Annotated in this window: 13 protein-coding genes, 1 tRNA gene and 1 pseudogene; 5 read left to right on the forward strand and 10 right to left on the reverse strand. The window is 70.5% G+C overall.

Annotated elements, in window-relative coordinates; all coding sequences use genetic code 11:
* Positions 1-18: 18 nt before the first annotated feature.
* Positions 19-501, reverse strand: a pseudogene (locus ABZ810_RS03150) (Tn3 family transposase); the annotation flags it as partial.
* A gap of 43 nt (positions 502-544) precedes the next feature.
* On the opposite strand from ABZ810_RS03150, the gene ABZ810_RS03155 reads away from it, so the two are divergent.
* The gene (locus tag ABZ810_RS03155) at positions 545-916 is read left to right on the forward strand and encodes a transposase (RefSeq protein WP_358398951.1); all 372 of its coding nucleotides are present in this window, start codon (positions 545-547) and stop codon (positions 914-916) included.
* On the opposite strand, the gene ABZ810_RS03160 is transcribed toward ABZ810_RS03155, so the two are convergent.
* The 4 genes from ABZ810_RS03160 to ABZ810_RS03175 all read right to left on the reverse strand — a co-directional run bounded on the left by ABZ810_RS03160 (position 908) and on the right by ABZ810_RS03175 (position 3,455).
* Positions 908-1,321: a hypothetical protein gene (locus ABZ810_RS03160; RefSeq protein ID WP_358398480.1), complete on the reverse strand. Its 414-nt coding sequence runs from the start codon at positions 1,319-1,321 to the stop codon at positions 908-910. The genes ABZ810_RS03155 and ABZ810_RS03160 overlap by 9 nt on opposite strands.
* An 82-nt stretch (positions 1,322-1,403) precedes the next feature.
* Positions 1,404-1,476, reverse strand: a tRNA-Lys gene (locus ABZ810_RS03165).
* A 42-nt stretch (positions 1,477-1,518) separates the two neighbouring features.
* Positions 1,519-2,181, reverse strand: coding sequence for a thiaminase II (tenA, locus tag ABZ810_RS03170; RefSeq protein ID WP_358398483.1), 663 nt, complete (start codon positions 2,179-2,181; stop codon positions 1,519-1,521).
* Positions 2,182-2,192: 11 nt separating this feature from the next.
* Positions 2,193-3,455, reverse strand: a complete 1,263-nt coding sequence (locus tag ABZ810_RS03175; protein ID WP_358398486.1) for a cytochrome P450 — start codon at positions 3,453-3,455, stop codon at positions 2,193-2,195.
* Between the two features lie 30 nt (positions 3,456-3,485).
* Here ABZ810_RS03175 and ABZ810_RS03180 point away from each other — a divergent pair, with 30 nt between their 5' ends.
* The gene (locus ABZ810_RS03180; protein WP_358398954.1) at positions 3,486-3,893 is read left to right on the forward strand and encodes a PaaI family thioesterase; all 408 of its coding nucleotides are present in this window, start codon (positions 3,486-3,488) and stop codon (positions 3,891-3,893) included.
* Positions 3,894-3,924: 31 nt separating this feature from the next.
* Here ABZ810_RS03180 and ABZ810_RS03185 read toward each other — a convergent pair whose 3' ends face one another.
* On the reverse strand, positions 3,925-6,807 hold the full coding sequence (locus ABZ810_RS03185; protein ID WP_358398489.1) for a LuxR C-terminal-related transcriptional regulator: 2,883 nt from the start codon (positions 6,805-6,807) through the stop codon (positions 3,925-3,927).
* A gap of 111 nt (positions 6,808-6,918) precedes the next feature.
* Between ABZ810_RS03185 and ABZ810_RS03190 the strand changes: the two genes are divergently transcribed.
* Positions 6,919-8,028 (forward strand): alkene reductase, encoded by a 1,110-nt coding sequence (locus ABZ810_RS03190; protein ID WP_358398492.1) that lies wholly within the window; start codon positions 6,919-6,921, stop codon positions 8,026-8,028.
* A 106-nt stretch (positions 8,029-8,134) separates the two neighbouring features.
* Here ABZ810_RS03190 and ABZ810_RS03195 read toward each other — a convergent pair whose 3' ends face one another.
* The 3 genes from ABZ810_RS03195 to ABZ810_RS03205 all read right to left on the reverse strand — a co-directional run bounded on the left by ABZ810_RS03195 (position 8,135) and on the right by ABZ810_RS03205 (position 10,877).
* Complete coding sequence (locus tag ABZ810_RS03195) at positions 8,135-8,605, reverse strand: C40 family peptidase (protein WP_358398495.1); 471 nt, start codon at positions 8,603-8,605, stop codon at positions 8,135-8,137.
* A 662-nt stretch (positions 8,606-9,267) separates the two neighbouring features.
* Entirely contained in the window at positions 9,268-9,846 is a 579-nt protein-coding gene (locus ABZ810_RS03200) for a C40 family peptidase (RefSeq protein ID WP_358398498.1), read from the reverse strand.
* Positions 9,847-10,577: 731 nt separating this feature from the next.
* Positions 10,578-10,877: a YiaA/YiaB family inner membrane protein gene (locus tag ABZ810_RS03205; RefSeq protein WP_358398501.1), complete on the reverse strand. Its 300-nt coding sequence runs from the start codon at positions 10,875-10,877 to the stop codon at positions 10,578-10,580.
* 269 nt (positions 10,878-11,146) lie between these two features.
* On the opposite strand from ABZ810_RS03205, the gene ABZ810_RS03210 reads away from it, so the two are divergent.
* Both ABZ810_RS03210 and ABZ810_RS03215 read left to right on the forward strand, forming a co-directional pair.
* Entirely contained in the window at positions 11,147-12,439 is a 1,293-nt protein-coding gene (locus tag ABZ810_RS03210) for a family 1 glycosylhydrolase (RefSeq protein WP_358398504.1), read from the forward strand.
* Positions 12,440-12,528: 89 nt separating this feature from the next.
* Positions 12,529-12,906: an SCO5389 family protein gene (locus ABZ810_RS03215; protein ID WP_358398507.1), complete on the forward strand. Its 378-nt coding sequence runs from the start codon at positions 12,529-12,531 to the stop codon at positions 12,904-12,906.
* Positions 12,907-13,176: 270 nt separating this feature from the next.
* Here the strand turns inward: ABZ810_RS03215 and ABZ810_RS03220 are convergent, their stop codons facing one another.
* Entirely contained in the window at positions 13,177-13,575 is a 399-nt protein-coding gene (locus ABZ810_RS03220; RefSeq protein ID WP_358398510.1) for an Rrf2 family transcriptional regulator, read from the reverse strand.
* Positions 13,576-13,697: the final 122 nt, after the last annotated feature.

The raw sequence follows: 13,697 nt of genomic DNA on the forward strand, positions 1-13,697 counted from the left end.
GACGACAGCTTGTTTCTCCCGGATCGAGATCGCGGTGCGCAGCAGATCGGGCCAGTGGTTCTCGATCAGGCCCCAGTCGACCACCTTGTCGCCGAACAGCGAGTCGATGTGGGCGTAGCGGCTTCCCTCGTCGGGCCGGTAGAAGATCAGGTCGTGCCAGTTGCGGATACGCGGCAGCAGGTCGAAGGACCGTGGACGAGACGGTGAACTCACCGACGGCAAATCTGAACGACCTTCTCGGTTGCGACGAGCGGGACGCCGGATGGGATTCGGACGGCGACTACGAGTGGGTCCGGTGAACGTGCCAGGCGCTCCGATCGGGTGCCTTCCAGGGGCGGTGTGCCTGCGTGAGGGCTGTTGTTGCTTGGGCGGCGGTCGGCGTTCAGGGGGAGGGGAAGTCGTCTCGGTCCAGGGCGTAGACGGTGCAGGGGAGGCCGAGGACGGTGTCCTCGCGGCATCTGGGTCGGCGACGGCGGCGAGGGCGCCAAGTGCTGGCTGCACGTTTTCACCGAGCTGAAGAAACCGCGGCGTTCAGGACGTGCTGATGCTGGTCTGCGACGGCCTCAAGGGCCGGCCCGAGGCGGTGCAGACCGTCTGGACTCGCACGATTGTCCAGACTTGCACCGTTCCCCTGCTGCGCAACAGCTTTCCGTTACGCGGCGCGTCAGTACTGGGACAAGATCGCCAAGGCGCTCAAGCCGATATCTACACGGCGCCGAGCCAGGAAGCGGCCGAGGAACGGTTCCTGGAGTTCCAGGAGGCCTGGAGCGGGAAGTATCCGGCGATCATCAAGCTCTGGTCGGACGCCTGGGTCGAGTTCGTGCCCTTCCTCGGCTTCGACGTCGAGATCCGCAAGGCCGACTCACCCCGACCGCCAACTGAACACCCCAACAACCAAGATCAACCGTTAACTTGACACACCCTCACCGGTCTTCCACAGGATGAATTGTGAGGGTTTGGGGACCTCGGCGATGTTGAGGACCCCGTGGCGTCCCTCGTTGCTGCGGACGCGGAACGCGAAGTCGCCCTGAACGCGATTCAGAGCGCCGGTGTTGGTCTTCCAGCTTTTCTCGGGAAGCCCCGAGCATGCCTTGAGGCCCGGTTGCGCCTCGGACCGCTTGGCGACCCGAGCGCCGTTCAGGGTGTCCCAGCCCTTGAAGGCGCTACCTGACTTGATGTCGGCGCTGGCCGGTGTGCCCTGGTCGGTCTTGTACGTGCGGCCGGCGCTTCGCCCGGAACCGCGATTGATTTCTCCCCAAGCCTGGGTGACGACCCCGAAAACGGGCCCGACCAGGCCCGGTCCGTGCCCGCGAGCAGGCATCGAGCAGCCACGGGAACAAAGTGGGACATGGCGGGAGGTGTGCAAAATGGGGCATTCTCGCGTTTGGGCTGGTCAGAGTGGGTGGGTCGGGTGGGACTCGAACCCACAACCTACGGATTAAAAGTCCGGAGCTCTGCCAATTGAGCTACCGACCCCGCTCGCCCCGAGTGTAGAGGCCACGACTGGCTCCTTGCACATCAGTAATGCTCGGGGCTGACCGGCCAGCGTTGCTGGCGGTAGGCGGCGTCCCAGAACATCCACTCGTAGCGGGCGGCCGTGATGAAGCGCTGGCGCATGCGTTCGTGGTCGGAGGGGGAGAGCGTGGCGGCGTGGCGTTCGGTGATCTCCAGGACGGAGGTGACGAGCCGCTGGAAGTCCGGGGCGGCGTAGGTGGCGATCCAGCGGGCGTAGAGGGGGTCGGGAGAGGAGGCGGTGAGGAGCTCCTCGCCGACCTTGGCGTAGATCCAGTAGCAGGGGAGGACGGCGGCGACGGCCTCGCCGAAGGAGCCGGCGTAGGCGGAGGCCAGGAGGAAGTTGGTGTAGGCGACCGTGGTGGGGGCCGGGGGTTCGGTGACGTCGCCCAGCTCGGCGAGGAAGGTGGCGTGGAGGGTCTGTTCGACGGCGGCTGCGTTGGTGGCGTGCTCGGCGAAGAGGGTGGCCTCGGCGGGGGTCGGGGCCTTGGCCGCGACGAGGTCGAGGGTGCGGGCGTAGTCCTTGAGGTAGTGGCTGTCCTGGATGACGTAGAAGCGGAAGGCGTCGCGGTCGAGCTTGCCGGTGGTGAGGCCCTGGAGGAACGGGTGGAGGCGGATCTGTTCGTAGATGCCGGCGCTCGCGTCCCACAGCCAGGCGGTGAAGCTCATGGGCGGTGACCCTAGCGGGTGAGTGTTACCGGGAGGGTCTTCAATCCGTTCTGGAAGTTGGAGGCCAGGCGGGTCGGGGTGCCGGAGAGGTGGATCTTCAGGGGGAGGAGGTTGCTGAAGATCGCGCGCATCTGGGTGCGGGCCAGGTGGGCTCCCAGGCAGAAGTGCGGGCCGAAGCCGAAGCTGACGTGGTCGTTGGGGGAACGGGTGATGTCGAAGGTGTCGGGGGAGGCGAAGACGGTCTCGTCGCGGTTGGCGGAGGCGTGGTAGACGACCACCTTGTCGCCGGCGTCGATGTGCCGGCCGGAGAGGGTCAGGGGCCGGGTGGCGGTACGGCGGAAGTCGAGGACCGGTGGCCAGTAGCGGAGCATCTCCTCTATGGCGGTGGGGAGGAGGGAGGGGTCGCCGCGGAGCTTGGAGAGCTGGGCGGGGTGCTCCAGGAGGGTGAGGAGGCCGCCGGGGATGCCGTTGCGGAGGGTCTCGTTCCCGGCCACGGCGAAGAGGAAGAACATGTTCTCGAACTCGTCCTGGGTGAGGCCGCCTGCCAGCATGCGGGACATGACGCTGCCGGCGTTGGCGGGCCTGGCGGCCAGGGCGTGGGCGTAGGCGAACATGTCGGCCAGGGCGGCGCGGGAACGGGGGTTCACCGGGCGGCCGTCCGGGCGCGTCATGGTGGTGGGGCGGTGGGCCAGCGCGGCCTGGGCCATGGGGGAGAGGCCGTCGGCGGCCGTGGAGAGGGTGGCGTAGTCGGCGTCCTGGTAGCCGATCACCCGGGAGGCCCAGTCGTACAGGAGGGCGCGGTCCTCGGAGGGGACGCCCATGATGTGGGCCAGGGTCCAGACGGGGAGGTCCGAGACCAGGGCGACGAAGTCGACCTCGCCGGGGTTGACCAGGGTGCGGGCCCGTTCGCCGATGGTCTCCTCCAGGGCGCGGACGGCGCGGGGGGTGAACGCGGCGGCGACGATGCGGCGCAGGCGGGAGTGCTCGGGGGGATCCTGGTTGAGCATCATGGCGCGGACGAACGCCAGGTCCTCGGGCGTGTCGGGGTCGCGGATCTGGGTGGCGCCGAGGTTCGAGGAGAAGAGGTCGGGCGAACGCAGCACGTGCTTGACGTCGGCGTGCCGGAAGACGGCCCAGTAGCCGGTGCCGGCCGGCCAGGCGCCGACGGGCGGCTCGGGGATCCAGCAGACGGGAGATTCGGCGCGCAGGCGGGCGAACGTGTCGTAAGGAACGCCCGTGGCGTAGGTGGCGGGCAGGAAGATCTCCTCAAGCATGCCTTCAGCGTGCATCATGACGGGGTGACGATGCAGCCCGCCGAAGGCGACGAGATCCTGAAGGACAACTTCGCGGCCTGGGTGCTCGACCTGGGGCTGACCGTGGAGGCGGTGGAGGAGCGCGCGGCCACGTTGCGGCTGCCCTGGTCGGACCGGCTCGCGCGGGAGGGCGGCGGGCTCAGCGGCCAGGCGATGATGGCGGCGGCCGACACGGCCACGGTGATCGCGATCTCGGCGGCCCGGGGCGGGTTCGTGCCGATGACCACCGTGCAGCTGTCGACGTCCTTCCAGCGGCCGATCGTGGGCAAGGACCTGCTGGTGACGGCACGGCTCAGCAAGATCGGCCGGACGCTGGCGTTCGCCGACGTCGAGATGACGGGCGACGGGGACGGCGAGATCGCGGCGCGGGCCACGACGGTCTACGCGATCATGGGCTGAGGCCGGGCCGCGGCGCCGGCGGCGCCGGAGGTCAGCGTTCGGTGGGCGCGAGGCGGAGTTTGTGCAGCTCGCGGCGGGACGAGACGCCGAGCTTGGGATACGCCTTGTAGAGGTGGTACTCGACGGTGCGCGGGCTGAGGAACAGCTGCGCGGCGATCTCGCGGCTGCTGATGCCGTCGGCGGCGAGCCGGACGACCTGGAGTTCCTGCGGCGTGAGGCGGTCGAGCAGGTCGGGCGCCACGGCCTTCTCGTACGTGGCGGACGCGGTGACCGTCTCGCCGGTCGCGCGCAGTTCGGCGCGGGCGCGCTCGGCCCACGGCGCGGCCTTCAGGCGTTCGAAGATCTCCAGGGCCGAACGGAGCGGGACGCGGGCGTCGGCGCGGCGGCGGGCCCGGCGCAGCCACTCGCCGTAGAGGAGCTCGGTGCGGGCCCGTTCGAACGGGCGGCCGCCGTCGCGGGCGCCGTCGCGTTCGTGCAGGGTCAGGGCGTTCTCGTACGCCTCGCCCGAGTCGGAGACGAGGGCCTCGCAGCGGGCGGCCACCGCGAGGGCCCAGGGGAGGCGCCCGGCGTCCGCCCAGGCGCGGAACCTGGCGAACGGCTCGCGGGCACGATCGGGCAGGCCGAGCCGCATGGCGGCCTCGACCTCGTCGGCGGCGGCGAGCAGGCCGGTCGAGGTGTGGCGGCGCGGGTCCCCGGCGATCTCGCCGAGGCGGCGCAGCGCCTGCTCGTACCGGCCGAGGCCCAGGTCGAGCAGGCTCACAGCGACCTCGGCCAGGCCGCAGCCGCCCGCGACGGGCGCCTGCTCGACCAGCGAGCGCAGGCGTTCCTCGTCGCCCTCGATCGCGGCGATCCGGGCGAGGACGACGCCGATGCGGCCCTCGCGCGCCGCCATGCCGGTGTCCCGGGCGATGGTGACGCCCTCGGCGGCGGTGGCCTCGGCGTCCCGGTGCCGTCCGGCCGTGACCTGGACCTGGGCGAGCGCTTGCAGGGCGTCCGGGAGCGCGCCGATCAGGCCGTCGCGGCGCAGGCGGCGGGCTTCGGCGGCGGCCAGGTCGAGCGTGGCGGCGTCGTCGCCGAGGATCAGCCCGCAGTTGATGACGTGCAGCCGTTCCTCCGTGGTGGCGGGCGGGGTGCGGCGGGCCTCGGCGAGCAGTTCGGCGAGCAGCGGAAGCCCGTGCGCGTAGCCGCCCTCGACCACGTGGGCCAGACCCCGCACCGCCTTGTCGTCGTGGCCGCCGGCGCGGAGCAGCTCGGCGCTGCGCCTGATGGTGGTCACGTCGCCGCAGCTCCAGGCGTACGTGGCGCCGGTACGGAGCATGCCGGGGACGTCCTCGGGGGCGGCATGCTCGACCGACTCGAGCAGGAGGCGGGCGGCGCCGGGCTGCTCGCCGCGTTCGAACTCCACGGCCGCGCGGATGCGGGCCAGCCGCGCGTGCTCGGCCGGGGACTCGGCGTACTTCTCCGCCGTCGCCGCCAGCTCCTCGGCGACCGCGAGCCGGCCGGCCCGCAGGACGGCGGAGGCGGCGGCGCTCAGGCGGCGGACGCGGTCGGCGGTGGCGGGGGACAGATCGGCCGCCTGCTGGAGGAGCGAGGCCGCGGTGGCGTACCCGGTCCGGCCCAGCGCACGTTCCGCCGCGGCCTCGAGATCGGCGGCGGCCGGCTCCTCCGGGGACATCGCCGCCGCCGCGCGGTGCCGGGCGCGGCAGTCGGGGTCGGTGGCGCTGTCGGCCAGCGCCCGATGGACCTCGATCCGGCGCGCGGCGGACGCCCCCTGATAGGTCGCCGAACGGATCAGCGGGTGCCGGAACGACACCGAGGTTCCGGTGATCGACACGAGCCGGGCCCGTTCGGCGTCCTCCAGGTCGGCCAGCCCGGCATCGAGCAGCTCCCCGGCGCCGAGCGTGGCGGGCAGGTAGCCGCGCCCCTCGGCGGCCGCGATCAGCAACATCAGCCGCGTCTTCTCCGGCAGCCGGGCGATCTGCGCCCGGAACGCGGCGGCCACCCGTTCCGCGACCGGCAGCGGCGACGGCACGGTGACCGCCCCGGACGTCCCGGCCCGTGGCGCGGAGCCGAACTCGATCAGCGCCAGCGGGTTGCCGTCCGCCTCGGCGAGGACGCGGTCGCGGGTGGTCGCGGTGAGCGCGGCGAGGTCCTGCCCGTCCAGCACCCGTTCGGCGTCCGGGCGGCTCAGCCGGGACAGCTGGACCTCCGGGAGCCCGGTGCCGGTGAAGCCGTCCTCCCGGACCGCGAACACCATCACCACGCCCTCGGCGGCCAGCCGCCGCGCCGCGAAGAGCAACGTGTCGGTGGTCGTGTTGTCGAGCCACTGCGCGTCATCGACCAGGCAGAGCACCGGCCCGTCGTCGGCCATGCAGGAGAGCAGCGTCAACACCGCCAGCCCGCTGAGGAACCGCCCCTGCCCCCCGTCCGGGTAAGCCTCACCGCCGTGGGCCCGCTCGCCGTTCGAGGCGACCGCCCCCGCGCCGTTCGTGGAGGCGCCCGCGCCTGGGAGCCTGCCTTGGCCGTCCGCGCCGGCGGTCTGGATGGTCACGTTCGTGTTGTGGGTGCTTGGGGGTGCGTTCGGGAACGTGCCGTAGGGGTTGAAGCCGTCGGCCATACCGAGTGCCCGGCGCAGGGCCGTCGCCTGCGGGGCGGGCAGGTCGTCGATGCGGTCGCGCACGGGCCAGAGCAGCTGATGAAGGCCGGCGGAGGCCAGGCTGCTCTCGCTCTCGAAGCCGGTGGCGCGCAGCACGGTCCGTACACCGGCGGCCTCCGCGGCGAGCCAGTCGAGCAGCGCGGACTTGCCGATGCCCGCTTCGCCGCGCAGCACCAGGGCACCGCTGCGCCGGGCGGTACGGGCCTCGTTCACCAGTCCGGCGAGCCGTCCCTGCTCGGCCTCACGTCCGTAGAGCACATCTCAAAACTACGGGGCCCACTACCGAAGCTTTACGGATTCGGCCCGTATGTGGTGCTCCGTAGGTTCGTGACCAGTCAGAACGTGCTGAGAAACGACTGGAGACCCGAGATGGACGAGCTGTTCGAATCCGTGAACGTGGGAGCGCTGAGCCTGCCCAACCGCCTGGTGATGGCGCCGATGACCCGGAGCCGCGCGTACGACTCGGGCAAGGTGGACGAGCTGACCGTGGAGTACTACGCCCAGCGCGCCGAGGCCGGTTTGATCATCACCGAGGGCACCCAGCCCAGCGTGATCGGCCAGGGGTACATCGACACCCCGGGGCTGCACGACGACGACCAGGTGGCGGCCTGGCGGGCGGTGACCGATGCCGTGCACGCCAAGGGCGGCCGGATCTTCGCCCAGATCATGCACGGCGGCCGGGTCGGCCACCCCTACCTGTACCCGGACGACGCGCTGCCGCACGGGCCGTCCGCGATCGCGTCGGGCGAGGTGCTCTACACGCCCGACGAGGGCATGCTCGCGCATCCGGAGCCGCGGGAGATGACGCTGCGGGAGATCGGCCGGACGGTCGAGGACTTCGCCTCGGCGGCACGCAACGCGATCGCGGCCGGTTTCGACGGGGTCGAGCTGCACGGGGCGAACGGCTACCTGATCCACCAGTTCCTGGCGGACGGCAGCAACCGCCGCACCGACGCGTACGGCGGCTCGATCGCGAACCGGATCCGGTTCGCCGTGGAGGTCGCCCGCGCGGTCGGCGACGCCATCGGCCCCGAGCGGGTGGGCATCCGGATGTCGCCCGGCAACACCGCCAACGGCATCACCGAGAGCGACACGGCCGATCTGTACCCGGCGCTGGTCCGGGAGCTGGCGCCGCTCGGGCTGGCGTACGTCCACGTGATGGAGCTCGTCACCCGCGACATCACCAGACTGATCCGGGCGGAGTGGCCGGGCACGCTGATCCTGAACGCGCACCCGAAGCCGGACTCGTTCCCGTCGCGGCCGGAGGACGGCGCGGACGCGGTACGCGAGGGCGTCGCCGACGCGGTCTCGTTCGCCGAGTTGTGGCTCGCCAACCCGGACCTTCCCGCCCGCATCAGGGCCGGTGGCCCGTACAACGAGGCCGACAAGGCCACCTTCTATGGCGGCGACCACCGCGGCTACACCGACTACCCCAGCATCGAGGCCGCCGAGGCCGCCGCGGCCGCCGGGGCCGCCTGAACGATGACGACCGGAGGATGGAAGGGGAGATGTGGGGTGTGGGGCGCCCCGGTGGGCTTCGTCGGCCACCGGGGCGCCCTCACGGGGTCCTTCGGCGTGCGCCCGGTCAGTAGCCGGGGCGGACGGCGCCGGAGAAGTTGCGCTTGTAGTAGCCCTTCAGCTTGACCTTCTTCACCCGCTTGCCGGAGCTGGGCGCGTGGATCATGTAGCCCTTGCCCACGTAGATGCCCATGTGGCTCTTGCCGCCGTAGAAGAAGAGCAGGTCACCCTTGCGCGCCTTCTTCCAGGACACCTTCCACTTCACGGCCCGGTAGATCTGCTGGGTGGTGCGCGGCAGCTTCACGCCGGCCTTGCGCCACGACCCGCCGGCCAGGCCCGAGCAGTCCCAGGAGCCCGGGCCGGTGCCGCCGTAGCGGTAGCGGTCGCCGATCTGCTTGTGCGCGTACTTGACGGCGTACGCGGCGCGCTTCTTCTGGCGCTCCAGCCGCTGCTTCTTGGACAGCTTCGCCTTCGTGCCCGCAGCGCTCAGCTGGACCGCCGCCGGTGCGGTGGCGGTCTGCGGAGCGGACGCGTTCACCGGCCCGGCCACCAGGAGCGAGGCTCCCAGCGTGGCCGCGGTGCCCAGCGTGATGCCACCGGTGAACGTCTTGAGGGGGATTCGAGGGGTATGCAGGACGACTCCTGACCTAGCTGATGGTGCCTACCGGGCAGCCCGGAACCCCGGCGGCATGGACCGCCGTGAGGTCTGGGGATGCTGCGCGCCGCGGTTCCGGGCATGTCTGAACGGGACATCCGGGAACGGTCGGCACTTCCGGCTCCGCGCTTCTGGTCTGCGCGGACGCGGCCGTCGACGGCGGATGCTCACGCGGTGGGAAGGCTGGGGGCACCGCTGCCGCTCGTCGGCGTTGATGTTGTTCTGTTATCTGCAGGGCCACCATTGCCCTGCGGAACGGCTAGAACGTAGCCACGCCCCGCCATATCCGGCAAATCACGGACCGTCGAAGCGGTGGGCGGGGCGTTACTCGCATACCGGGTATTCAGCGCTCCGCCTGCACGGATATCGGCGATGTGACGCCATTGTGATGTGGCTCACATTTGACTTCCAACCCCTGACTCGTGGGGGATTCGGGGTGAATTGGGTGATCGACCTCACTGCGCGCCCGACACGATCCGTGCCGGGCGCACAGCGTTGTGTCGCGGCGCTTTTGCTGATCGAAAAGCGGCAGGCGAACGTCACGGTCAGTAGCCGGGGCGGACCGCCCCACTGAAGTGCCGCTTGTAGTAACCCGACAATTTCACCCTCTTCACCCGCTTGCCGGAGCTGGGTGCGTGGATCATGTAGCCCCGGCCCACGTAGATGCCCATGTGGCTCTTGCCGGTGTAGAAGAACAGCAGGTCACCCTTGACGGCCCCCTTCCAGGAGACCCTGTACTTCACCGCCCGGTAGATCGAGTGCGTGGTGCGCGGCAGTCTCACGCCGGCCTTGCGCCACGATCCACCGGCCAGGCCCGAGCAGTCCCAGGACCCCGGGCCGGTGCCGCCGTAGCGGTAACGGTCGCCGATCTGCCGGGAGGCATAGGTCACCGCCGCCGCGGCGCGGTGCTTCTGCCTGGCCTTTCTCGACTGGGCCTTCGATCGGGCGGCGGCGACCGCGGCCGGTGTGTTCGCGGCCTTCGCGGTGGTCGCCGGCCTTCGCGGGGCGGTCGCCGAGGCCATCGAGGTGGCCGGCAGCGCCAGTGCTCCCGCCGCGGCGGCCGTGCCCAGAGCGCAGCCGCGGAGGAGCAAAGCGGTGGCACGGGACGAAAAGGGGATTCCCAAGGTGTTCAGGATTGCTCCTAACCTCGTTTTCTCGCCTGCCGGGCGGCCGAAATACACAAACGTGATTCGGTTTCGGCGATGACTCCTCCGCGGCCCGCCCGGGATGGCTTCCGGGGGCGGCGGGCGTCCGGCTCCATGCCTCTGGTCTGCATGGACTCGGCTGGTCGGCCGTGATGGCGCCGGTCTGTGGACGCGCTTGTCGAAGACCATGTACGCGGGGCACATGGTCGCGGCGGACCCGTTCTTCGGTTGTTCAGCGACCCCTTCGCCGCTCGCGGAACACATTAACCAGACCGCCGCGGGAGCGGCAATGACGTAGAAGTCAGTAAAGACTTTCGGATGAGGAATTGTGATTACCCACCGTGATGGTAAGCGTCCCAGTGGCCAGACCCTTTACCGGCCCGTGATGGCGGCCACAATGGGCCACGCTCCGGCATTTAGGGGGTGTTTGCCGGAAATCGCTGCGGGCGGAGTGAGGTGATCAATTTTTGGATCGTCCGAGCTCGTCGCGGACGCGAAAAGCGCCCGCCAGGTGGCGGGCGCTGGGGCGTGGGTGCCAAGGGGGTGGGTGTCGGGCGGTTTGTCGGCTCCGTGGTCACATTCGGGCGGTACGTCCTTTGGCCCGATGCGGCCAATCGTGATCGCGCGTTCAGGGCACGTCCAAGGGTCGTCCGAATCTGTCCGGCCCATGCCGGTCGGCTCCAGGAGGCCGGTCGGCTTCACGGGGCCGGTCAGCTCCAGGAGGCGGCGCCCGACGGGTCGACGTACGGCGCGTTCGGCGGCAGCACCGGCGGGACGCCCTCCGGGCGGCCGCCCATGGCGCCGGCTTCCTGCCGGTCCCGGATGACCTTGGCCAGGGTGAAGGTCGAGGTGATGAGGTAGAGCCCGCCCAGCGCCAGGAAGGCGCGGATCCACACCGGCGCGGGCATGTAGACGATGCCGAGCGTCATCGCGGTCACCGCGACGGCGAACGAGATGATCGCCTGGATGAAGAATGCGGTCGTTCCCTTGAGCTGCAGGAATCCGTTCATGGGACAACTCTGCGCCGCGCTGGACGCCCGCGCCTGAGTACGAGCGCGGGGATCCCTACTCACCCGGTGCCGCAACCCGTCTGAGTACCCGAGCCCCGGTGTCGGGGGCGGGCCACCGAAGCGTCACCGGGGGCGGCATTGACAGCGCACCCGTGCCCACCTGTCATCCGAAGCAGATTCACATCTGTTCTCCGGAGGGAGATCCCGTGTTGGGCAGGCCCCGAGTCGCGCACGTCCTATCCGCTCTCGCCCTGTCAGCCGCGGTGGTGATGACGGCCGCCCAGCCCCCCGCCGCCGCGCGGGCCGGGGCCGCGGACGCCCTGGGGGGCAAGTTCCCCAAGGGGTTCATGTTCGGGGTGTCGACGTCGGGGTTCCAGTCCGAGGGGTCGTTCCCCGACAGCAACTGGACCCGGTACGTCGACCGCAAGGCCTACGGGATCAAGGACCCGTACAGGAACTCGGTGGACTTCCGGAACCGCTACCCCGAGGACGTCCAGCGGGCCAGGGGCCTCGGCGTCAACGTCTTCCGCACCTCGATCGAGTGGTCCCGCGTCGAACCGCGCCGCGGCGTGCGCGACGCCCGCGAGCTGGCGTACTACGACGACCTGATCCGCCGTGTCCGAGCCGCCGGCATGCGCCCGATGATCACGCTCGACCACTGGACGTACCCGGGCTGGGTGGCCGACCAGGGCGCGTGGGACAACCCGCGGACCGGCCGGGACTGGCTGCGGAACGCCAGGTTCCTGGCCGAGCGTTACCGCGGCCAGGGGATCATGTGGATCACGTTCAACGAGGCGAGCCAGTACATCTACCACGAGCTGCTCGCCCGCCCGATGAACCTCGGGCAGGTGGCGACGATGCGAGATCAGCTGATCAAGACCCACCGGGCCGCGTACGACATGTTCCACCAGGTCGACCCGAACGTGATGGTGTCGAGCAACGTGGCGTACGGCGCCGTCCTCAACGGGATCTTCGACGCGGCGCTGTTCAACCAGGTCACCGACAAGCTCGACTTCGTCGGCGTCGACTACTACTACGGCGTCAACGTGCGGAACACCACGGCGATCAACTCGCTCACGGGCGAGTTCTGGAAGATCGACCCGGAGCCCGAGGGGATCTACTACGTCCTCAAGAACTACCAGCGCCGCCTGCCGAGGCTGCCGCTCTACATCGTCGAGAACGGCATGCCCACCGACGACGGCAAGCCGCGCGCCGACGGCTACACCCGTTCCGACCACATGCGCGATCACCTCTACTGGGTGCAGCGCGCCATCGCCGACGGCGTCAAGGTGATCGGCTACAACCACTGGAGCCTCACCGACAACTACGAGTGGGGCAGTTACCGTCCCCGCTTCGGCCTCTACCGGGTCGACGTGCTGAACGACCCGACGCTGACTCGGCGCCCGACGGACGGGGTGGCCACGTACCGCCAGATCATCGCCGACCGCGGCGTGCCGTCCGGGTACGTGCCCAAGCGGCGGCCCGGCTGGTGCTCGTGGGAAGACCCGATCGCCACCTGCTTCGGCACGATCCCGACCCCGCCCGCCCCGTACCGCGACTGATTTCTGCCGGAACCTCCCAGCCCTGCTCGATAGAATGATAATCATTTTCATGCGAGCCTGAGGTCTCCGACCACGAAGGGAGACCGGTCATGTCCTTGACCGTCGACGACCGCCTGCTCGAGCGGGCCCGCCGCGGCGAGGTGGACGACGCCTCGTTCGTCGCCTGCGTGCGCGCCTCGCTGCCGTACGCCTGGGAGGTGATCAGCGACGTCGCCGGCCGCATGCGGGACGGCTTCGCCGACAACGAGACCCCGCCGCCGGACGAGGAGGCCCGCGGCCAGCTCCTGCGGGCGCTGGCCAGCGACTCCATCCGAGGCGCGCTGGAACGCCACTTCGGTGTGCGCCTGGCGTTCCAGAACTGTCACCGTGTGGCGGCCTTCGCGCCGTCCGCCACCGACCGGATCGAGGCGTTCACCTCACCGCGCGCGCAACTCCTCAACCAGTCGCCGGCCCTCCGCGACTGCTGACCCACCACCCCGGGGCGGGTCCGCACCAGCCCCGCCCCGGGCCGGTCCACGACAAGAGCGGGGTCGTGAGTGGCCCGTGATGACCCTGGGCCCAGTCCGCACTAGCACCGCGCCATGACCGGCCCTGTTGTGGCCCAGGCTGGTCCCAACAGGGCCGGGCCGTGATGGGCCGCAGTAGGGCTGGCTTGGGTGGGCCGTGTTGTGGGCCGGGGTGGTGCGTAATAGGGCCGGGGGTGGGTGGGCGGTGATGGGGTTCGGGGTGGGGTGGTGTCAGCGGTGGGTGGTCTCCTCGTTGGAGGAGCCGATGACGTGGGCGAGGGTGATCTCGCTGAGCAGGGTCGACTGGTGGCGGTGGAGGCGTTCCCAGATCTCGGTCAGGGGTTCGGCGGCGCCGGAGAAGTGAGGCGGGGGCGGGGAGACGCCCTCGGTGGCCTGGATGACGTCGGCGAGGGTGATGCGCTCGGCGGGGTGGGCCAGCCGGTAGCCGCCGTCGGAGCCGCGCTGGCTGTGGACCAGGTCGGCCTGGCGCAGGAACCGCAGGACGTCGCCGCAGTAGCGGCGCGGGATGTCCTGGTCGGCGGCGAGCCGGTCCAGGCTCATGGGGCCGTGGACGGCCAGGGCGATCATGGCGCGGAGCGCGTACTGGGTTCGGGCTGCGAGGCGTATCACGGTTCCTGCCGGCGACGTCGCGGGCTGGGACTGGAACGGCGAGGCAAGCGTTGATTCAAGCGGTGATTGACACGGTGACGGGGGAGCGGGGCGGGGCGCGACGACTTCACAGGGCACTCCGG

It is taken from the genome of Spirillospora sp. NPDC047279 (assembly GCF_040643285.1).
In the GTDB taxonomy this organism is placed as follows: Bacteria; Actinomycetota; Actinomycetes; order Streptosporangiales; family Streptosporangiaceae; genus Spirillospora.